The organism is Streptomyces sp. Y1 (genome assembly GCF_041053115.1).
GTDB lineage: Bacteria > Actinomycetota > Actinomycetes > Streptomycetales > Streptomycetaceae > Kitasatospora > Kitasatospora rubellomurina.
Map to the genome: position 1 here is coordinate 3395338 of NZ_CP163445.1, position 19771 is coordinate 3415108.

Consider the following 19771-nt stretch of genomic DNA (forward strand, 5'->3'; position numbering starts at 1 on the left):
CCCGACCCGCGCGCCCTGCGGCCGTTCGGCGGAGCCTGACGGGAAAGTCAAGCGGTCCGCCGGGCAACATCACCGCTGTGGTGTATGGCGCAATGCACCCCGTGCCTGTCACTCTGGCACCGAGTGCCAACCACCATTCGGTCACTGGCGCGCCGCCCCACCACGGCGGAGCGCCGATCGCAGAACTGAAGGAGCCGTCGCATGTCCGATTTCGTACCCGGGCTTGAGGGAGTCGTCGCGTTCGAGAGCGAGATCGCCGAGCCCGACCGGGAAGGCGGCGCCCTGCGGTACCGCGGTGTCGACATCGACGACCTGGTCGGCAAGGTCTCCTTCGGCCACGTCTGGGGCCTGCTGGTGGACGGCAAGTTCAACCCCGGCCTGCCGGCCGCCGAGCCGTTCCCGATCCCGGTGCACTCGGGTGACATCCGGGTCGACGTGCAGTCCGCGCTCGCCATGCTCGCCCCGGTCTGGGGCCTGAAGCCGCTGCTCGACATCGACGCCGACCAGGCCCGGGACGACCTGGCCCGGGCCGCCGTGATGGCGCTGTCGTACGTCGCCCAGTCGGCCCGCGGCCAGGGCCTGCCGATGGTCCCGCAGAGCGAGATCGACAAGGCCGAGACGGTCGTCGAGCGCTTCATGATCCGCTGGCGCGGCGAGCCGGACCCGAAGCACGTCAAGGCCGTCGACGCCTACTGGACGTCCGCCGCCGAGCACGGCATGAACGCCTCCACCTTCACCGCCCGGGTCATCGCCTCCACCGGCGCCGACGTCGCGGCCGCGCTGTCCGGCGCGGTCGGCGCGATGTCCGGCCCGCTGCACGGCGGCGCCCCGTCCCGCGTGCTCGGCATGATCGAGGAGATCGAGCGCACCGGCGACGCGACCGCGTGGGTGAAGAACGCGCTGGACAAGGGCGAGCGCCTGATGGGCTTCGGCCACCGCGTCTACCGCGCCGAGGACCCGCGCGCCCGCGTGCTGCGCCGCACCGCCAAGGAGCTCGGCGCGCCGCGCTTCGAGGTCGCCGAGGCGCTGGAGAAGGCGGCCCTGGAGGAGCTGCACAACCGCCGTCCGGACCGCGTGCTGGCCACCAACGTGGAGTTCTGGGCCGCGATCATGCTGGACTTCGCCGAGGTGCCGGCGCACATGTTCACCTCGATGTTCACCTGCGCGCGCACCGCCGGCTGGTCGGCGCACATCCTGGAGCAGAAGCGCACGGGCCGGCTCGTGCGCCCCTCCGCGCGCTACATCGGCCCGGGCCCGCGCCGCCCCGAGGCGATCGAGGGCTGGGACGCCATCGCGCGCTGAGCGCACCCGGCGAACCGTCACTGCAGCACTCTGACCAGCGGGTCCGGCTCCGGCCGGGCCCGCTGTTCGCACACCGTCGAGCAGTCGAGATCACAGTCTCAGCGGGCGGACGACCGTATCCGGCCCCGGGCCCGGCCGGTAGGCTGCGCGCGTGGCTCAGATCCAGATCCCCGCTGACATCAAGCCCGCAGACGGCCGTTTCGGCTGCGGCCCGTCCAAGGTGCGCCCCGAGGCACTGAGTGCCCTCGCCGCGACCGGGACCTCCCTGCTCGGCACCTCGCACCGCCAGACCCCCGTCAAGAACGTGGTCAAGCGCGTCCGCGAGGGCGTGAGCAGCCTGTTCTCCCTCCCCGAGGGGTACGAGGTGGTCCTCGGCAACGGCGGCTCCACCGCCTTCTGGGACATCGCGGCCTTCGGCCTGGTGCGGGAGAAGTCCCAGCACCTGGACTTCGGCGAGTTCTCGTCGAAGTTCGCCTCCTCGGTGAAGGCCGCCCCGTGGCTGGCCGAGCCGACCGTGATCAAGACCGCCCCGGGCACCCACCCGCTGCCGGTCGCCGAGGCCGGCGTGGACGTCTACGGCCTCACCCACAACGAGACCTCGACCGGCGTTGCGATGCCGATCCGGCGCCCGGCGGGCGCGGACCAGGGCTCGCTGGTCCTGGTGGACGCCACCTCGGGCGCCGGCGGCCTGCCGGTGGACATCGCCGAGACCGACGTCTACTACTTCGCGCCGCAGAAGTCCTTCGCCTCCGAGGGCGGCCTGTGGCTGGCCACCTTCTCCCCGGCCGCCCTGGAGCGCGCCGCGGAGATCGCCGCGTCCGGCCGCTACATCCCGCCGTTCTTCTCGCTGCCGACGGCCATCGACAACTCGTCGAAGGACCAGACGTACAACACCCCGTCGATCTCCACCCTGTTCCTGCTGGCCGACCAGCTGGAGTGGCTGAACGGCAACGGCGGGCTCGACTGGGCCGTCGCCCGTACGGCTGATTCCTCGTCCCGGCTGTACTCCTGGGCCGAGAAGTCCTCCTTCGCGAACCCCTTCGTGGCGAACCCGGCCGAGCGTTCGCAGGTCGTCGGCACGATCGACTTCGACGAGTCGGTGGACGCCGCCGCGGTCGCCAAGGCACTGCGTGCCAACGGCATCGTGGACACCGAGCCGTACCGCAAGCTGGGCCGCAACCAGCTGCGCGTCGCGATGTTCCCGGCGATCGACCCGGCGGACGTCGAGGCGCTCACCCACTGCATCGACTACGTGGTCGAGCAGCTCGGCGCCTGAGCGGAAAGCCGGCACGCGAAGCCGGCACCGGAAGCCGGCACCGGAAGCCGGCACCGAAAAGCCCGGCACCGGAAGCCGGCACCCGAGCGCGACTGAGGGCCACCGCCTGCGGGCGGTGGCCCTCCTCCGTTGCCGGGCTTCCGCAACAGGCCTCAGCGGTTGACCAGTGAGCTGATCAGCACGACGACCAGCAGCAGCACCAGGGTGCCGGAGACGATGCGCATACGAGTCTTGGGATCCACGGTCAACGAGCGTACCTCCGCCCCGCACCCGCGCCGACCGGCGGCCCTCAGCTCCAGTCGGCCAGCGCCCACGAGCGCAGCGACTCGTAGTGGGCGAAGCCCCCGTCCAGGTCGCTCCGCATCAGGTGCAGCTCGGCGGCCTCCCACTCCGGCCCCCGGTAGTCCGCCAGCGCCGCCGCCAGGGCCTCCAGCTCGGCCGCCGCGACCCGCTGGACGGCCCGCCGGTGGCCGCGCGCGGAGCCGGCCCGGGCGAGCGTGAGGTGCGGGTGGAAGACGTAGGAGTCGGTCTCCCCGGTGAGCTCGGCGGTCGCCTGGGTGACGGCCTCGGCGAGCCGGCGCAGGGCCCAGGTCTGGCCGTCCACGCCCGCCCAGAGCACCCGGTCGCCGAACCGGCCGGAGCCCGCGATCCGCAGCCGGTGCGCCTCGTGGACCTCGGCGACGGCGGCCAGGCCCTCCTCCAGCTCCGGCAGCCGGTCGGGCGCCACCTCGCCGAGGAAGGCCAGGGTGAGGTGCCAGCCCTCCACGGTGGTCCAGCGCAGCCGGTCCGCCCCGGGCAGCCCGCGCACCGGCGCGACCGCGTCGGAGAGTTCCTGCAGCGCCCTGACCGGTGGGAGTACCGCCACGAACAGCCTCATGGATCAATCTTCCCGCGTTCGACCTTTCGGTGTAGAAAGGTTTTCCATGAACATCCGCAACGGGGGGCCCGCGGACGTCCCCGACATCCTGTCCCTGCTCGACGGCGCCGTCTCCTGGCTGACGGCCGACGACCGCGCCGGCCAGTGGGGCGACCAGCCCTTCAGCGCCAACCCGGCCCGCGTCGACCAGATCACCTCCTACGCCTCCGAGCCCTTCCTGGTCCGCCTCGCCGTGGACGAGGACGGCCGGACGGTCGGCTGCTGCGTGCTCAACGAGGACCGCGGCAAGTGGATCCCCGCCGTGGACGAGCGCGAGCTCTACCTCCGCCTGCTGGTCACCGACCGCACCCGCAAGGGCTCCGGCATCGGCGCCGCGCTGGTCGCCGACGCGGTCGAGGAGACCCGCCGGCGCGGCATCGGCCTGCTGCGGGTGGACTGCTACGCGGGCAACGACCGCAAGCTGGTCGGCCAGTACCGGGCGCTCGGCTTCACCGAGACCGTGGGCTTCGAGGTCGAGCAGCCGTCCGGCATGTGGCCCGGCCAGGTGCTGGAGATCCGGGTCTGACGAGCCGTCGGGAAGTCCCGGAGGCAGACCCCCGGGACTTCCTGACGCATCATCAGCAGGCCGCGGCCAGCTCCGACTTGCGCGCCGGGACGGTCCGCGGCACGAAGGCCACCACCCGGCCGCCGCGCCCGGGGTGCAGGTCGAACCGCACCCGCAGGTCCGCACTGCGGGCCAGCACCAGGCCGACCGCACCGGCGGCCGCCGCGGACACCAGCCCGCAGGCCAGCAGGCCGAGCCGGGGCCCGTACGAGGCGGTGACCCAGCCGACGATCGGGGCGCCGATCGGCGTGCCGCCGGTGAAGACCAGCACCAGCAGGCCCATCACCCGGCCGCGCATCTCGGGGTCGGTGGCCAGCTGGAGCGAGGAGTTGACCGAGGTGTTGAAGCTCAGCCCGAACACCCCGATCAGCATGAGCAGCAGCGCGAAGGTCCAGTAGTCGGGCGCGAAGGCCGCGACCACCTCCAGCGTGCCGAAGCCCAGCGCCGCGCCGACCAGCCGCCGCAGCCGCGGCGCGCCCCGGCGGGCGGCGAGCAGCGCGCCGGCGAGCGAGCCGACCGCCATCGCGGTGTTCAGCAGGCCGTACTGCCCGGCGCCGACCTTGAAGGTGTCGTAGGCGAAACCGGACAGCAGGGTCGGGAAGTTGAACCCGAAGGTGCCGATGAACCCGGCGAGCACCATCGGCCAGACCAGCTCGGGCCGCTCCTTCACGTACCGGAGCCCCTCCCGCAGCTGCCCCTTCTCCCGGGCGATCGGCTCGGTCGGGCGCAGTTCGCTCTCGCGCATGGCGAGCAGCCCGCCGATCACGGCGGCGAAGGACAGCGCGTTGACGGCGAAGGCCCAGCCGCTGCCGACCGCGGCGATCAGCAGGCCCGCGACGGCGGGGCCGACCAGGCGGGCGGTCTGGAAGTTGGCGGCGTTCAGGCTGACGGCGTTGGCGAGGTCCTTCGGCCCGACCATCTCGGCGACGAAGGCCTGCCGGGCCGGGTTGTCGACCACGGTGACCAGGCCGAGCAGCAGCGCGAAGGCGTACACGTAGTACGGCGTCACGAGGCCGCCGATGGTCAGCACGGCGAGGCCCGCGGCGAGCAGGCCCATCGCGCCCTGGGTGTACACCAGCAGGCGGCGCTTGGGCATCCGGTCGGCGAGCACGCCGCCGAACAGGCCGAGCAGCAGCATCGGCAGGAACTGCATGGCGGTGGTGATGCCGACCGCGAGCGGGCTGCCGGTGAGGCTGAGCACCAGCCAGTCCTGGGCGATCCGCTGCATCCAGGTGCCGGTGTTGGACACCACCTGGCCGGCGAAGTAGTAGCGGTAGTTGCGAACGCGCAGGGAGGAGAACATCCCCCGGGCCTCGTGAAGCGGGCACCTGTGGGAGACGAGGCCGCGTGGCTGCGGCCCTGAGCGGCGGAGTCCGCCGCGGTGCGTTCGTCGGGGTCGTCGTCGCCGCTGCCGGGCAGTCCGCTGGGGGCGGGGGCCTGGGCGTCGGCGGCCGCGGGGCTGTCCGCGGCGGGGTCGGTGGTCGGGTCGTCGAGTCGGGTACGGATGGCGGCGGCGCTTGCTGCGGCCGGCGGTGTCACGGTGGTCTCCCCTCGTGGCGCGACGACCCTGGCGGGGGCCGTCACGCTCCTGGTGTCGGTGGTCGGTCCTGCGGTGATGCGAGCTCCTTCGTCTCCCGGCTGGCTGGCCGAGGTCGGTGTGCCTAGAGGTGTGCGAGCTTGTAGAGCACGGGCGCTGCCTCCCTGAGGACCGCCCATTCCTCCTCGTCGAGCCCTTGGGCGAGCTCGGCGAGCCAGACGTTTCGGCGCCGGCGGCTCTCCGCGAGGATCGCCTCGGCCTGCTCGGTGCTGCTGACGACCACCTGGCGGCGGTCCTCGGGGTGCGGCTCGCGCCGCACCAGCCCCTTCTCCTCCAGCATCGCGACGATCCTGGTCATCGAAGGAGGCTGCACGTGCTCCTTCCGGGCGAGCTCACCCGGTGTGGCCTTCCCGCACCGGGCGAGGGTGCCCAGCACCCCCATCTCGGTCGGACTCAACGACTCCTCCACCCGCTGGTGTTTGAGTCGTCGGGACAGGCGCATCGTGGACGACCGCAGCTGACTGATCGCTGCGAGGTCCTGCTCGGACATCTCGGGCATCTCTTTAGACTACGTCATTACTCTCGCTAAATAAAATCGGATTCCCGCCGCGCCGCCTCCGGAGCCCGGTGCCATATTGGTGATGGGCCACCGGCCCCACTCCCAGAAGGGCCCAGCAGCCATGTCCGACCTCGCCGAACAGCCCGCCCTCGACGGCTCCGGCTTCGCCCGTCTCGCCATGGTCACCATCGACTGCGCCGACCCGGTCGCGCTGGCGGCGTTCTACGGCGACCTGCTGGGCTGGGAGACCCGGCACGCGGACGAGCACTTCGCGATCCTGGACAACCCGGAGGGCGGCAGCCCGCTCGCCTTCGGCCGGGTCACCGGCTACCGGCCGGAGCCCTGGACGGAACCGGACGGCGGCAAGCATTTCCACCTCGACTTCTACGTCGACGACCTGGACGAGGCCACCGCCAAGGCCCTCGCGCTCGGCGCCACCGAGCCGACCTACCAGCACGGACGCACGCTCAAGGTGCTGATCGACCCGGCCGGCCACCCGTTCGGGCTAGCGCCGCTGTCGTAGCCGCGGCGCCGCCGACAGCCGCCGGACCAGCCACCGGAACAGTCGCCGACAGCAGCCGAAACAGTCGTCGGAGCGGCCGTTTCGGCTGTAGTGAACTGTGCGCAACGAGTTGTCAGGGGTTGGTGCCAAGATCATGCAGAGTCGGTAAAGGCCCACGCTGACCAGGGAATTCACCAAAAGCCCGAACATTGTGCCGCCGCCGGGCAATGACTACTGTCCCCCGTTGTCAGGGGCACCACAGGCCAGGCCCCCTTCGGCGGTGTCTCCTGCATGCCCACCCCCGCGCGCGGCCCCCGCCGTCCGTCCGGCCGGCCCGTCCGCCGGCCGCCCCCGCCTCCGCCCGGGCCTGGCGCCCTCCTCCCCGCACCCCGTCCAGGGAGTTCCTCTTGGGTCACATCCACCATGCCGACCACGGCTGGGTGACACCGGCGGTCTCGTACTTCGTCGCCTGCCTCGGCTCCTTCGTCGCGCTGCGCAGCGCCCGCTGGGCCCTCGTCTCGCAGGGCCGCACCCGGTTCGTCTGGCTGCTCTTCGCCTCGACCTCGCTGGGCGCCGGGATCTGGTCCATGCACTTCATCGCGATGCTCGGCTTCTCCGTCTCCGGCCTCGACATCAGCTACCGGCCCGGGCTGACGGTGCTCAGCCTGCTGGTCGCCGTCGCGGTGGTCGGCATCGGCCTGTTCACGGTCGGGTACTGGCGGCGGCGCCCCGTCCTGTCCCTGCTGATCGGCGGGCTGACCACCGGCCTCGGCGTCGCCGCGATGCACTACCTGGGCATGGCCGCGATGGTGCTGCCCGGCCACCTCGAGTACGACCACTTCACGGTCGGGCTCTCCGTCGCCATCGCGGTGTTCGCCGCCACCGCCGCCCTCTGGGCCGCGCTGAACATCCGGGGCACGCTCGCCGTCCTGGCCGCCGCGCCGGTGATGGGCGTCGCCGTCTGCGCGATGCACTACACCGGTATGGCGGCGCTGTCCGTCCGGGTGGACCTCGCGCACTCGACCGAAGGCGGCCTGATGGCCCTGCAGTTCATCTTCCCGCTCGGTGCGGGGCTGGGCTGCTACGTGTTCTTCGGCTCGCTCGCCTTCGCCGTCTCGCCGAGCCACAGCAACGCGCAGCCGCTGCTGCTCGGCCCGGCGGCCCCGCTGCCGCCGCGCACCTCGGGCGCGTCTCGCTCGTCGGGCACGTCGCGGCCCTCGCAGGCCTCGCAGCCCGCGCGCCCGGGCCGGGTGCCGGAGCCCCGGGAGGCACCGCTGGGCGAGCAGCTCCGGCGCGCGCAGCAGGTCCACCGGGCCTGGCAGGAGCAGCAGTTCCCGCAGCAGACGGCACCGCGGCCGGTCGGCGGCCCCGGCGCCGCCCGGTAGCGCCCCGGTAGCACCCCGGTAGCGCCGCGAACGGGTGGGCGTCCGGACCCCGGCCGGGCGCCCACCGCTCTCATCCCCTCACTCCGCCGGGCCGAGCAGCCCCGTCAGGTGCTCCGGCGTGGCCACCGGGCAGACCTTGCGCACGAAGTCCCGCCGCAGCGCGTGGTACGGCTCGCCCGCCCGGTAGAAGTTGGCGTGCATCCGCCGCAGTTCCTCCTCCCGGTACGCGGCCAGCGGCTTCTCCTCCTCGTCGGCGGCCCGGCGGCGCTTCTTGTCCACCAGCCGCCCGGTCAGCTCGGGCGAGTCGGCCAGCCGGGCCGCCTCGCGGAGCGTCCAGCGGCGGAAGGCCGCCGCGTCCCCGCCGGCCGTACGGTCCACCAGGCCGATCCGGTGGGCGAGTTCGGCACCGATCGGCAGCGCCTCGGTGGTCAGCCGCTCGGCCCGGTCGGCGCCGACCCGGCGCGGCAGGGTGTACGTCCAGTACTCGGAGCCGTACAGGCCCATCAGCCGGTAGTGCGGGTTGAGCACCGCCGACTCGCGGCACCACACCTCGTCGGCGGCGAGCGCCAGCATCAGGCCGCCGGCCGCCGCGTTGCCGGCCAGGGCGGCGACGGTGAGCTTGTCGTCGGTGGTCAGGATCGCCTCGACGAGGTCGTCCATCGCGTTGATGTTCTCCCAGGACTCCAGCGCCGGGAAAGGCGCGCCCTCGATGACGTTGAGGTGGATCCCGTTGGAGAAGAAGTCCTGGGGCGCGCCGAGCACCAGCACCGAGGTCGGCCGGTCCGCCGCCTCCCGGTAGGCGGCGAGCAGCCGGCGGCACTGCTCGGTGCTCATCGCCCCGCCCGCGTAGGCGAATTCGAGGTACCCGACGTCGCCCTCCTCGCGGTAGCGCAGCTCGGACCAGGTGTCCCGGCGGGCGGCGGCGGCCGGGCTCACCGGCACCTCGCGGACCCGGCCCAGGACCTCGGCGAGCACCGTCGCGGCGGGCAGCTTGAAGGTGGCGGGCCCGCCGGGGGTGCGGCGCGGGCGCAGCTGCGGGATCCACACCGCGCCGTCGACGGTGGCGCGGCAGACCGCGCCGTCCCGGGTGGCGAGCACGGCCCCGGGCTCCGGGCCGCGCAGCTCGTCCTCGGGGTGGCCGCCGTGCAGGAAGTACTCGCGGCCGTACAGCTCGTCGAGCACGCCGGGCTGGGAGTCGGCGGCGCGCAGCTTGCGCAGCACGGTGGCGGTGTCGTCCGCCGCCCAGTCGATCCGCCGGACGTCCTGCTTGAGGAACGGCCGCAGCTCGCCGTGCACGTCCGGGCGGCCGTAGTCGAGCGGTTCGGGGGTGAACAGCCCGCCCTGGAACCGCTGGACGGCCAGCAGGACGGCCTCGACGGCGGCGTCGGCGACCGCGCCCCGGTACAGCTCGCTCTTGCCGCAGGCCGGGACGGCGAACTCGACGGACGCCCAGATGTCGCCGGCGTCCATCTCCGCGACGGCCTGCAGCACGGTGACGCCCCAGCGCTCCGCGCCCTCGGTGATCGCCCAGTCGAGCGAGGAGGGCCCGCGGTCGCCCTTGGGGCCGGGGTGCACGATGAGGACGGTCCGGCTGGACCAGATGTCCTCCGGGACGGCCTTGGTCAGCATCGGGCAGACGATCAGCTCGGGATCGACCCGGGCCACCGCCGCCCTCATCTGCTCGTCGCCGAGGGCGAGCTGGACGGCGACCTGGTGACCGCGTCCGCGCAGCTCGGTGTGGACGCGCTGGGTCAGGCTGTTGAACGCGCTGGCGATCAGGAGAATGCGCAAGGGGGGCCTCCGGGCAGGGACTTCGGGTCGCGCGGAGGCGATGAAACCACGACATGGACACGTAATGATTACGGTCCCCAGCTCCCCGCCCGACCCTCACGCACCCCGCACACCTGTGCGCCCTCAGTGACCCCGCTTCGCCGGATCTCCCCAGTCTCTTCCCGGAGTTGGTCTAGCGGGGGAAGGCGCGGCGGGCCCGCCAGGTGGTGTGCTCGCGGGAGACGGCGTCCTCCGCCTCGGCGGCCAGCCGGGCCCAGCGGGCCTCCGCGTCCGGCGCCCGGAGGTCCAGGTCGGACAGCTGGTTGCCGACGTTCTCCAGCTCCCGCGCGGCCAGCTGGTAGGCGGCCGCCAGCGGGCCGAGCTGCTTGAGCTGCGTCCAGGCGATGATCGCCGCGGCCGCGGCCGAGCTGGCGCCGAAGATGTGCACCTGCAGGGCGCCGGTGGCCTGCGCGACGGCGGCGGCCGCACCGACGATGATCAGCGCCGCGATGCCCAGACCCCAGGAGACCGCCTGCGAGTCGCAGGCCTCGGCCCGGGAGCGGTACCAGGTGCGCTGGCCCTCGACCCGGGTGCGCAGGTAGAGGGTGCGCCGGGCGGCCAGGTCGCCCGCCCGCTGCCGGCGCATCTCCGGGGTGATCTCGGCGACGGCGCCGGGCGGCACGATCTCCGGGTCCTCGAAGGCCCGCAGCACGTCCTCGACCTGCAGCAGGTAGCCGTGGTCCACGTCCGCGGACTCGCCCTCGCCGTCGAACGGCCGGGCCCGGACGGTGTACTTCCAGGCCAGCGTCTTCACCGACTCGGCCGCCGCCCGCGCCTGGTACCAGCGGCCCTGCGGGTTGCCGCGGCGCAGCCGGGACCAGAAGTAGCCGGCGACCAGGAACGCGGCCACCGAGAACAGCGGCGTGATGTCGCCGTCGCCCTTGTGGTCCGGGCCCGGCAGCGAGCCGATCAGCGCGGCGAGCACCAGCATCGCGATGAGTCCGCGGTACCAGCGCAGCGTCTCGCGCTGCCCGTCCAACGAGGCCCTGTCCGCGCGCCAGAACAGCTCCGGCAGCAGCTGCGCCTCGACTCCCCCGGGCGGATCCTGTCGCACCATCGTTCGAGCCCCCTCCCCCATCGTCCGCCCAGGCAGTATGCCCATCGCCAACTGCCCTACACGGTCGCCTTTTTGACATCCCGCGACCGGCGGTGATTGCCCCGCCCCACCGGTAACCTCTATAAAGGGTTACATGCCGCTGCACTGGAAGCTCGTCATCGACTGCGCCGACCCGCACCGCCAGGCCGCCTTCTGGGGTGCCGCCCTCGACTACACCGTCGAGGACCACAGCACCCTGATCACCCGCCTGCTCGCCGCCGGCGCGGTCACCGAGGACGCCCTCACCGAGGTCGACGGCCACCCCGCCTGGCGCACCCTCGCCGCCGTCCGCCACCCGGAGGACCCGCACGACCCGGCCTCCGACACCGGCCTCGGCCGCCGCCTCCTCTTCCAGGCCGTCCCCGAGCCCAAGCAGGGCAAGAACCGCCTCCACCTGGACGTCCACCCCGGCCCGGGCGAGCGCGCGGCCACCGTCACCCGCCTCGAAACCCTCGGCGCCACCCTCCTGCGCCACGTCGAGGAGCCCGGCGGCGCCTGGACGGTCATGCAGGACCCCGAGGGCAACGAGTTCTGCGTCCACTGACCCCGGACACGGCCGCGGCCCGCCCTCCCTGACCGGAGGACGGGCCGCGCGGCGCCGGAGGAACGGAGGCTTCAGTCGGCCGCCCCGGCCGGCACGACCCAGCGGGTCGACTGCCCGGTGACGGCGGATATCAAAAACGGCCCCGCGCTCCGGGGAGCGCGGGGCCGTCAGCGGGGCCGTCAGCGGGGCCGGGGGCCGTCAGAGCAGGCCGAAGGCCGGCATCAGGTAGTAGAAGGTGAAGACACCGGCCACCGCGTACATCGCGATCGGCACCTCACGTCCCCGACCGGCCGCGACCCGCAGGACGCAGAAGGTGATGAACCCGATGCCCAGGCCGTTGGTGATGCTGTAGGTGAACGGCATCATCACGATGGTCAGGAAGGCCGGGATCGCGAGGGTGTGGTCGGCCCAGTCGATCTCCTTGATGGAGTTCGCGAGGATCAGGAAGCCGACCGTGACCAGGGCCGGGGTGGCGGCCTGGGCGGGGACCATGGTGGCGAGCGGGGTGAGGAAGAGCGCCACCACGAAGAGCAGGCCGGTGACGATCGAGGCGAAGCCGGTGCGGGCGCCCTCGCCGACGCCGGCGGTGGACTCGACGAAGCAGGTGTTGGCGGAGGCGGAGGTGGCGCCGCCGGCGGCGGTGGCGATGCCGTCGACCATGAGGATCTTGTTGATGCCGGGCAGGTCGCCCTTCTCGTCCAGCAGGTGCGCCTCGTCGGCGACGCCGAGGATCGTGCCCATCGCGTCGAAGAAGCAGGACATCAGGACGGTGAAGACGAACAGCACGCCGGTCAGCACGCCGACCTTCTCGAAGCCGCCGAACAGGCTGACCTTGCCGACCAGCCCGAAGTCCGGGGCGGCGACCGGGTTGCCGGGCCACGCCGGGACGGTGAGGCCCCACTTGAGCGCGGGCACGTCGGCGAGCTTGTCGATCACCACGGCGAGGCCGGTGGAGACGGCGATGCTGATCAGGATCGCGCCGGGCACCTTGCGGATCACCAGGACCAGGGTGAGCAGCAGGCCGACCACGAAGACCAGCACCGGCCAGCCCAGCAGGTGCCCGCTGCCGCCGAGCTGCAGCGGGACGGTGGTGTGGGCGGCGTCCGGGATGCGGCTGACGAAGCCGGAGTCGACCAGGCCGACCAGGCTGATGAACAGGCCGATGCCGATCGCGATGGCCTTGCGCAGGCCGAGCGGCACGGCGTTCATGACGCGCTCGCGCAGGCCGGTGGCCACCAGCAGCATGATCGCGAAGCCGGCGAGCACGACCATGCCCATGGCGTCGGGCCAGGTCATCTTGGGCGCGAGCTGGAGCGCCACGATGGTGTTGACGCCGAGGCCGGCGGCCAGGCCGATCGGGACGTTGCCGATCACGCCCATCAGCAGGGTGGTGAGCCCGGCGGTGAGGGCGGTGGCGGTGACCAGCTGGGCGCTGTCGAGGTGGGCCCCGGTCATGTCCGTGGCGCTGGCCAGGATGATCGGGTTCAGCACCAGGATGTACGCCATGGTGAAGAAGGTGGCGACACCGCCGCGGATCTCGCGCGGCAGGGTGGAGCCGCGCTCGCCGATCCGGAAGAAGCGGTCCAGCGCGCCGCCGGGGGGCTCGGGCGCGGTGTCGGCGGGTTCGGGCGACTCGGTGGTCGGCTGGACCACAGGCATGCTTGCGTCCTCTGTGGGGGAGCTGAGGAGAGGGGGTCCGCCCGGGGCGACGGTGGCCGGGGCTTGGACGTTTAAGTATGGTTTCCCGATCGCACACGCGCTATCTTCGCGCGTAGAGCCCCAGGTGGGGCGGCATAACGGCCCCGGCCGAGGCCGGCCGCCGCCCGTACGGACCGCCGCCACCCCCGGCAGCCGCCGGGGAACCTCCGCCGCACCGTACGCTAGGCCCCATGCCCAAGACCCCGCTGCACCCCTCGCCCCCTCCGCTGGAGGCCAACGACGTCGCCATCGTCGGCGGCGGCACGGTGCTGTGGTTCGTCGCCTTCCTGGCGCTGGTCCCCTTCCAGGGCACGCTCTCCGACCACGGCCACGGCACCTGGCCGTGGATCTGCCTCTCCGGCGGCCTGCTCGGCCTGATCGGCCTCTGGTACTGCCGCGCCCGCCGGGCCGCCATCGCCCGGGACCGCGCCGCCGAGGCCTCCCGCCAGGAGGCGGACGGCGACGGCCAGGCCGCGGCCACCCAGTCGGACTGAATAGTCTTTTCGTAGCACGCACCGAACATGAGGCGCCCGTAGAGTCGGTGCCATGACGCAGCCTGCGCACCCTTCGGACGAGCAGCCCGCGGACGGCATCCGGCCGGACGGCGCCCACCCGCTCGGCCTGCTGCCCGGCCGCCGCGGTGGCCTGACCGCCTCCGAGGTCGCCGAGCGGGTCGCGAACGGGCAGGTCAACGACGTACCGGTGCGGTCCAGCCGCTCCACCCGGGAGATCGTCCGGGCGAATGTCTTCACCCGCTTCAACGCGATCATCGGCATCATGTTCGGGATCATCCTGATCGTCGGACCGATCCAGGACGGCCTCTTCGGCCTGGTCATCGTCGCCAACACGGCGATCGGCATCATCCAGGAACTGCGCGCCAAGAAGACCCTCGACAGCCTGGCCCTGATCGGCGAGGCCCGCCCGCAGGTGCGCCGGGACGGCACCGTCCAGCAGGTCGCCGTCTCCGAGATCGTGCTCGACGACACCGTGCTGCTCGGCATCGGCGACAAGGTGATCGTGGACGGCCTGGTCAGCGAGGCGGACGGCCTGGAGATCGACGAGTCGCTGCTCACCGGCGAGCCCGACCCCGTCCTCAAGCACCCGGGCGACCAGGTGATGTCCGGCAGCTTCGTGGTGGCCGGCGCGGGCGCGTTCACCGCCACCAAGGTCGGCCGCGAGGCCTACGCGGCGCAGCTGGCCGAGGAGGCCAGCAAGTTCACCCTGGTGAAGTCGGAGTTGCGCAGCGGCATCGACAGCATCCTGCGGTTCATCACCTACCTGCTGATCCCCACCGCCCTCGGCCTGATCATCAGCCAGCTGGCCGTCGAGGGCCGCGACTGGCGCGAGGCGGTGCGGCGGATGGTGGCCGGCATCGTCCCGATGGTCCCCGAGGGCCTGGTGCTGCTGACCTCGGTCGCCTTCGCGATCGGCGTGATCCGGCTGGGCCGCAAGCAGTGCCTGGTGCAGGAGCTGCCGGCGATCGAGGGCCTGGCCCGGGTGGACACCGTCTGCCTGGACAAAACCGGCACTCTCACCGAGGGCGGCATGGACGTGATCGACCTGCGGGTGATCGCCAACGGCGAGCCCGCGCCGGTCGACAAGGACACCATCAAGCACGCGCTCGGCGTGATGGCCGGCGCCGACGCCCGCCCCAACCCGTCCATGCAGGCCGTGATCGACAAGTACGGGCGCGGCGGCGACACCTCCGGGGGTGGCACCTCCGGGGGCGCCACGCCCGGGGGCGACGGCTGGCGGGTGATCGAGGCGATGCCGTTCTCCTCCGCCCGCAAGTGGAGCGGCGTGCAGTTGCTGGAGCCGCAGGGCGGCGAGGCCAGCTGGCTGCTCGGCGCCCCGGACGTGCTGCTGCCCGCCGGGCACCCGGCGCTCGCCGAGGTGGACGAGCTGGGCGCGCAGGGCCTGCGGGTGCTGCTGCTCGGCCGCACGCCCGTCCCGCTGGACGCCCCCGACCCGGCGGCCGACCTCGTCCCGCTCGCCCTGGTGGTGCTGCAGCAGCGGCTGCGCGCGGACGCCGCCGACACCCTGCGCTACTTCGAGGGGCAGCGGGTCCGGGCGAAGGTGATCTCCGGCGACGCGGCGGTCTCGGTCGGCGCGGTGGCCGCCCACCTGGGCCTGCCCGGCGCCGAGCACCCGCTGGACGCCCGCTCCCTGCCCGAGGACCCGCAGGCGCTGGCCGACACCGCCGACCGCACCAGCGTGTTCGGCCGGGTCACCCCGCAGCAGAAGCGGCTGCTGGTCGGCGCGCTGCAGTCGCGCGGCCACACCGTGGCGATGACCGGCGACGGCGTCAACGACGTGCTCGCGCTCAAGGACGCCGACATCGGCGTGGCGATGGGCACCGGCTCGGACGCCACCAAGGCCGTCGCCCAGATCGTGCTGCTGAACGACTCCTTCGCGACCCTGCCCGCGGTGGTCGCCGAGGGCCGCCGGGTGATCGGCAACATCGAACGGGTCGCCTCGCTGTTCCTGGTCAAGACGGTCTACTCGGTGCTGCTGGCACTGCTGGTGATCTTCACCCACTCGCCGTACCCGTTCCTGCCCCGGCACTCCACCGTGCTGTCCACGCTCACCATCGGCGTGCCGGCCTTCTTCCTGGCCCTCGCCCCCAACAACGAGCGGGCCCGCACCGGCTTCGTGAAGCGGGTGCTGCGCCTGGCCGTCCCGGGCGGCGCGATCGCCGGCACCGGCACCTTCGTCGCCTACGCGCTCGCCCGCGCCGACCACGCGACCGATCTCAAGGCCGACACCAGCGTGGCCACCCTGACGCTGTTCCTGATCGCCATCTGGGTGCTCGCCATCGTCGCCCGCCCGTACTCCTGGTGGCGGCTGCTGCTGATCGGCGCGATGGGCGGCGCCTTCGCGCTGGTGCTGCTGGTCCCGGCGTTCTCGGACTTCTTCCAGCTGCGCCTGGTGGGCTACCGCGACCCGTGGATCGGGGTCGCCATCGCGCTGGTCTGCGGCGCGGCGCTGGAGATCGCCTGGGCCGTCATGAAGCGTCGCGGCCTGGAATGACGCCACCCCCCGCACCTAGCATGGCCGCATGACGCGTAGAGGCGGGGAGTTGGAGGCGTTCATCGCCTTCGTCGGCGGGGTGCTGGCGGCCGGGCTGGTGGCCCTGGTGATGGCGGGCATCGGCGTGCCGGTCCGGCCGCTGAAGGCGGCGGTGGCGGTGACGCTCGGCGCCGTCTGGCTGACCGTCACCACCACCGTCTACCTGCGGCTCAAGCCGCGCACCTAGGGAGGGACTAGCCCTCGAAGTCCCGGGCCGCGGACAGCTCGTACGCGCGGTCCGGCTCGCTGAGCGCGGCCAGCACCTCGAACCGCCGGTGCCACTGCCCGACCGACCAGGCGAGCCCGGCCGCCAGGCCCTCCGGGGTGGCGGCGTGCAGCAGCCCGGGCACCGGCGGGACCTCGAACTCGTCGTCCTCGTCGGCGGCTTCGGCCAGCTCCGGGTCGTACGGCGGCTCCGGCGCCCCGGCCGTCTGGTCCCACCGCCAGTCGACGGCCGCCTCGGCGCCGTCCGGCCCGACGACCAGCAGCTCCTCGTGCTCCTCGTACGCGACCGGGCAGCCGGGCAGCAGCTCCCGCACCACGGCGGGGACCCGGTGCAGCACGCCCTCGGAGAGCACCCGGCCGCCGGCCACCTCGCTGGCCAGCGACACGTGCAGCCGCTCGGCGAGGTCCGCGGCCAGCGCCGGGGCGACGGGCAGCAGCGGGTACGGGTGCAGGAGCTGGACCAGGTCGGGGGCGTCGGCGACGACCGCCTCGGTGGCGTCCACCACCACGGTGTGGGCCGGGCGGCGCCCGGTGGCCGGGTCCAGCGGCGGCAACGCCCGCACCACGTCCAGCGGTTCGATCCGCTCGACGTCGACCCGGGCCAACGCGCTGTGGATGCCGTGCAGTTGGCGGTGCCCGACCTCGGCCTCCGGGTCGGTCATCCGGTCCAGCACCTCGTCCGGCCCGTGCGGCTCGGCGAGCAGCGCGGCCAGCGTGGTGCGCACCCCGAGGGCGTGCAGGAACTGTTCGTCCAGGGTGGTGCGCGCCTCGTCGTACAGCCCGCGCAGCAGCGGGTCGGCGCCGGCGGCGCGCAGCCCGGCGGGCTCGCGGCCGTCCAGCACCGGGTGGTCGCGCAGCCACCAGGCGGTGTACGGCGGCAGGTCGGCGTAGGTGCCGTCCGGCAGCAGGGTGCGGACGGGGCTGACCACGGCGTCCCGGTACGGCGGGCGGGCGAGCGCGGCCAGCGCCTCGGGCCAGGCGTCGTCGTCCACCAGGTCGAGGTCGCGGACGGCCAGCAGTTCGGCGGCGACCGGCGGCACGCCGACCGCCTGGTCCGCGTTCAGCGCCTCCAGCGCGTCCTCGGCCCATTCGGCGAGGCCGTCCGGGGCCTCGTCGAGCAGCCCGGTGGGGTGGCCGCCGGCCGCGCGGTCGGCGGGGGCGGTGGGGTCGAGCCGCTCCAGGTCGTCCGGGTCGAGCACCACGTCCTCGGCGCGGACCAGGACGAAGTCGGTCGGCACGCCCACCGCGGCCAGCACCTCGGGGCCCCAGCGCTCCAGCAGCTCCTCGTCCACCCAGCCGGCGTCCTCCTCGCGCGCGATCGCGGCGAACGGGCTGCCGGGCAGCAGGAGTTCGCCCGCGCGGGCGGGCTCGCCCTCGTCGTCGAGCAGCGCCAGCCGGGCCAGCCAGGGGTGTTCGCCCGGCTCGGGGGCGGCGGCCTTGACCAGCGCCAGGACGGCGTCGGCGAGTTCGAGCGCGGCGTCCAGGTCGTCCTCGGCCAGCTCGTAGGAGCGGGCGACGGCGGCGCGCACCTCGGGGGTGTCCAGCACCCCGGCCGGGGTCGCGGTGCCGGCGCCGAGCTTGGCCAGCAGCGGGTGCGCGGCCTCGGGGTGGGCGAGGCGCAGGTCGAGCGCGGCGAGCGCGCCGGCCAGCGACTCGGGGTAGCCGGGGAAGGCCGCCCAGTCGGCGTCCTCGGAGGGCAGCAGGACGCGGCGCGGCCCGGTGACCGTCCGCCCGTCCGCGAGCGGCACCGGCAGCGCGCCCAGCGCCTCCGGGTCGGCCCCGCCGAGCGCCGCGTACAGGTTGCGCCACCAGCCGGGGTCGCGGTCCAGGCCGCCGAGCTGGTCGACCACCTCGGCCAGCGGCACCCGGCGCACGTTCAGCACCCGCAGCTCGGTGCGGCGCTCCAGCCCGGCCGGCAGCAGCCCGGGGAAGATCGGCGCCAGCGCCTCGACCACCGATCCGTCCGCGCCCTCCAGCAGCGTCGCGTCCCGGGGCCGCAGCGCGGGCGTTTCCTCCTCGACCGGCGCGGGGTGCGGCAGGAACGGCGTGTCGGGCAGCCGGGAGAGGACGGCCGCGCGCAGCGCGTTGTCCAGCGCGCCCTGCCCGAGCGGGCCGGGGACGAGGCCGAGCGAGCCGAGGTCGGCGCCGCGGGCCCGCAGCAGGTCGGCGTAGCCGTCCGCGGCGCGCTCGGTGAGGAAGTCGGCGAGCGGGCCGGGGGCGACGTGCCGGCGGGTGGAGTCCAGCGGGTAGGAGGCGATCAGCAGCGCGGGCAGGCCGATCGGCTCGTCGCTGGGGGTGGGCGCGTGCAGCACCGGCGCGATCCCGGGCCGCTGCGGGGTGCCGTCCTCGGCCACCGGCACCGCCCAGGTGACGGTCCAGTACGGGCGGCTGCGCTCCTCGGTGGGTCGGTCGGCGAGCAGCGCGGCGTCCAGGGTGCCGGAGGTGCCGGCGGTCTGCCAGACGGTGCGGCGCGGCAGCCCTGCCGCGTCGTCGGTGACGGTGACCTCGGTGACGCCGTCCGGGCGGGGCTCGGCGGCGGAGCGGGTGAGCGTCCGGACGCCCTCCGGGGTCTCCACCACGACCTCGGCCAGGCCGGGCAGGGTGAGCAGCAGCGCGTCGTCGATCCCGGCCAGCAGCCGGCGGGTCAGGTCCTCGGCGGCGGCGTCCCGCAGCGGCAGCACCACCACGGTGTCGTAGCCCGTGGGGGCCTCGCCCTCGGCCCCGAACGGCAGCCGCAGCAGCGGCACGTGGCCGTCCCGGCGGCGCAGCTCGTCGGCCAGCGCGGGCTGCGCCTCGGCGAGCGAGCGGGCCTCGGCCAGCGACCAGCGCACCCCGCCGGCGGCGCCGAGCACGGCCGGCTCGTCGGTGACGGCGAGGACGGCGGCGAAGCCGACGCCGAAGCGGCCCACGCTGGGCGCCTCGCCGCGCTTGGAAGAGGCGCGCAGGGTGGACAGCGACTCGACGGCGGCCGCGTCCAGCGGGGCGCCGGTGTTGGCGGCGGCCAGCACGCCGTCCGCGAGGGTGAGCCGCAGCCGCCCGGGGCCGTGTCCGGCGCGCAGCGCGGCGTCGGCCGCGTTCTGCGCCAGTTCGACGACCAGGCGGTCGCGGTAGCCGCCGAGCGCCAGTTCCTCCTCGGCGTTGGCGTCCTCCCGGAACCGGGCCGGCGAGGCGGCCCAGGCGTCCAGCACCCGCCGACGCAGCCCGGCGCACCCGAAGGGGTCCGCGAGGTGCTCGTCCGTGCCGCTGCCGATGATCCGAGGTTCCACG

General features: G+C 73.9%; 16 protein-coding genes. 9 read left to right on the forward strand and 7 right to left on the reverse strand.

All coding sequences use genetic code 11. From position 1 onward, the window contains the following. Nucleotides 1–201 precede the first annotated feature (201 nt). Both AB2U05_RS14240 and serC read left to right on the forward strand, forming a co-directional pair. Complete coding sequence (locus AB2U05_RS14240; protein ID WP_045692361.1) at nucleotides 202–1302, forward strand: citrate synthase 2; 1101 nt, start codon at nucleotides 202–204, stop codon at nucleotides 1300–1302. A 151-nt stretch (nucleotides 1303–1453) separates the two neighbouring features. Next, nucleotides 1454–2578: a phosphoserine transaminase gene (gene serC, locus AB2U05_RS14245; protein WP_369183396.1), complete on the forward strand. Its 1125-nt coding sequence runs from the start codon at nucleotides 1454–1456 to the stop codon at nucleotides 2576–2578. Between the two features lie 289 nt (nucleotides 2579–2867). Here the strand turns inward: serC and thpR are convergent, their stop codons facing one another. Continuing rightward, nucleotides 2868–3455: an RNA 2',3'-cyclic phosphodiesterase gene (gene thpR, locus AB2U05_RS14250; protein ID WP_045692359.1), complete on the reverse strand. Its 588-nt coding sequence runs from the start codon at nucleotides 3453–3455 to the stop codon at nucleotides 2868–2870. A 46-nt stretch (nucleotides 3456–3501) separates the two neighbouring features. On the opposite strand from thpR, the gene AB2U05_RS14255 reads away from it, so the two are divergent. After that, complete coding sequence (locus AB2U05_RS14255) at nucleotides 3502–4020, forward strand: GNAT family N-acetyltransferase (RefSeq protein WP_369183397.1); 519 nt, start codon at nucleotides 3502–3504, stop codon at nucleotides 4018–4020. Nucleotides 4021–4072: 52 nt separating this feature from the next. Here AB2U05_RS14255 and AB2U05_RS14260 read toward each other — a convergent pair whose 3' ends face one another. Continuing rightward, nucleotides 4073–5362: an MFS transporter gene (locus AB2U05_RS14260; protein WP_045692430.1), complete on the reverse strand. Its 1290-nt coding sequence runs from the start codon at nucleotides 5360–5362 to the stop codon at nucleotides 4073–4075. A gap of 358 nt (nucleotides 5363–5720) precedes the next feature. Beyond that, entirely contained in the window at nucleotides 5721–6155 is a 435-nt protein-coding gene (locus tag AB2U05_RS14265) for a MarR family winged helix-turn-helix transcriptional regulator (protein WP_045692358.1), read from the reverse strand. A 121-nt stretch (nucleotides 6156–6276) separates the two neighbouring features. Between AB2U05_RS14265 and AB2U05_RS14270 the strand changes: the two genes are divergently transcribed. Next, on the forward strand, nucleotides 6277–6678 hold the full coding sequence (locus AB2U05_RS14270) for a VOC family protein (RefSeq protein ID WP_045692357.1): 402 nt from the start codon (nucleotides 6277–6279) through the stop codon (nucleotides 6676–6678). 386 nt (nucleotides 6679–7064) lie between these two features. Next, the gene (locus AB2U05_RS14275; protein WP_369183398.1) at nucleotides 7065–8042 is read left to right on the forward strand and encodes an MHYT domain-containing protein; all 978 of its coding nucleotides are present in this window, start codon (nucleotides 7065–7067) and stop codon (nucleotides 8040–8042) included. A 78-nt stretch (nucleotides 8043–8120) separates the two neighbouring features. Here AB2U05_RS14275 and AB2U05_RS14280 read toward each other — a convergent pair whose 3' ends face one another. Next, a complete protein-coding gene (locus AB2U05_RS14280) occupies nucleotides 8121–9833 on the reverse strand; it encodes a hydrogenase maturation protein (RefSeq protein WP_369183399.1) in 1713 nt (570 codons plus the stop codon). Between the two features lie 172 nt (nucleotides 9834–10005). Beyond that, nucleotides 10006–10929 carry a DUF4231 domain-containing protein gene (locus tag AB2U05_RS14285; RefSeq protein ID WP_045692355.1) on the reverse strand — a complete coding sequence of 308 codons (924 nt, stop codon included), beginning with the start codon at nucleotides 10927–10929 and terminating at the stop codon, nucleotides 10006–10008. Between the two features lie 133 nt (nucleotides 10930–11062). Here AB2U05_RS14285 and AB2U05_RS14290 point away from each other — a divergent pair, with 133 nt between their 5' ends. Further along, nucleotides 11063–11512 (forward strand): VOC family protein, encoded by a 450-nt coding sequence (locus AB2U05_RS14290; protein ID WP_045709909.1) that lies wholly within the window; start codon nucleotides 11063–11065, stop codon nucleotides 11510–11512. 198 nt (nucleotides 11513–11710) lie between these two features. On the opposite strand, the gene AB2U05_RS14295 is transcribed toward AB2U05_RS14290, so the two are convergent. Further along, nucleotides 11711–13171 (reverse strand): NCS2 family permease, encoded by a 1461-nt coding sequence (locus tag AB2U05_RS14295; RefSeq protein WP_369183400.1) that lies wholly within the window; start codon nucleotides 13169–13171, stop codon nucleotides 11711–11713. Between the two features lie 230 nt (nucleotides 13172–13401). Here AB2U05_RS14295 and AB2U05_RS14300 point away from each other — a divergent pair, with 230 nt between their 5' ends. From AB2U05_RS14300 to AB2U05_RS14310, 3 genes are read left to right on the forward strand one after another with little or no spacing between them, the layout of a single operon-like run. Beyond that, complete coding sequence (locus tag AB2U05_RS14300; protein WP_045692351.1) at nucleotides 13402–13704, forward strand: DUF2530 domain-containing protein; 303 nt, start codon at nucleotides 13402–13404, stop codon at nucleotides 13702–13704. 52 nt (nucleotides 13705–13756) lie between these two features. Further along, nucleotides 13757–16240, forward strand: coding sequence for an HAD-IC family P-type ATPase (locus AB2U05_RS14305; RefSeq protein WP_078859537.1), 2484 nt, complete (start codon nucleotides 13757–13759; stop codon nucleotides 16238–16240). A 28-nt stretch (nucleotides 16241–16268) separates the two neighbouring features. Beyond that, the gene (locus tag AB2U05_RS14310) at nucleotides 16269–16466 is read left to right on the forward strand and encodes a hypothetical protein (protein WP_369183401.1); all 198 of its coding nucleotides are present in this window, start codon (nucleotides 16269–16271) and stop codon (nucleotides 16464–16466) included. Nucleotides 16467–16473: 7 nt separating this feature from the next. On the opposite strand, the gene AB2U05_RS14315 is transcribed toward AB2U05_RS14310, so the two are convergent. Then, nucleotides 16474–19770 (reverse strand): sacsin N-terminal ATP-binding-like domain-containing protein, encoded by a 3297-nt coding sequence (locus tag AB2U05_RS14315; protein ID WP_369183402.1) that lies wholly within the window; start codon nucleotides 19768–19770, stop codon nucleotides 16474–16476. Nucleotide 19771: the final 1 nt, after the last annotated feature.

Excerpts from the sequence above, each read along its gene's own strand:
- AB2U05_RS14240 (WP_045692361.1), top strand. The coding sequence starts at position 202 with ATGTCCGATTTCGTACCCGGGCTTGAGGGAGTCGTCGCGTTCGAGAGC.
- thpR (WP_045692359.1), bottom strand. The coding sequence starts at position 3,455 with ATGAGGCTGTTCGTGGCGGTACTCCCACCGGTCAGGGCGCTGCAGGAA.
- AB2U05_RS14255 (WP_369183397.1), top strand. The coding sequence starts at position 3,502 with ATGAACATCCGCAACGGGGGGCCCGCGGACGTCCCCGACATCCTGTCC.
- AB2U05_RS14260 (WP_045692430.1), bottom strand. The coding sequence starts at position 5,362 with ATGTTCTCCTCCCTGCGCGTTCGCAACTACCGCTACTACTTCGCCGGC.
- AB2U05_RS14265 (WP_045692358.1), bottom strand. The coding sequence starts at position 6,155 with ATGCCCGAGATGTCCGAGCAGGACCTCGCAGCGATCAGTCAGCTGCGG.
- AB2U05_RS14270 (WP_045692357.1), top strand. The coding sequence starts at position 6,277 with ATGTCCGACCTCGCCGAACAGCCCGCCCTCGACGGCTCCGGCTTCGCC.
- AB2U05_RS14285 (WP_045692355.1), bottom strand. The coding sequence starts at position 10,929 with ATGGTGCGACAGGATCCGCCCGGGGGAGTCGAGGCGCAGCTGCTGCCG.
- AB2U05_RS14290 (WP_045709909.1), top strand. The coding sequence starts at position 11,063 with ATGCCGCTGCACTGGAAGCTCGTCATCGACTGCGCCGACCCGCACCGC.
- AB2U05_RS14295 (WP_369183400.1), bottom strand. The coding sequence starts at position 13,171 with ATGCCTGTGGTCCAGCCGACCACCGAGTCGCCCGAACCCGCCGACACC.
- AB2U05_RS14300 (WP_045692351.1), top strand. The coding sequence starts at position 13,402 with ATGCCCAAGACCCCGCTGCACCCCTCGCCCCCTCCGCTGGAGGCCAAC.
- AB2U05_RS14305 (WP_078859537.1), top strand. The coding sequence starts at position 13,757 with ATGACGCAGCCTGCGCACCCTTCGGACGAGCAGCCCGCGGACGGCATC.
- AB2U05_RS14310 (WP_369183401.1), top strand. The coding sequence starts at position 16,269 with ATGACGCGTAGAGGCGGGGAGTTGGAGGCGTTCATCGCCTTCGTCGGC.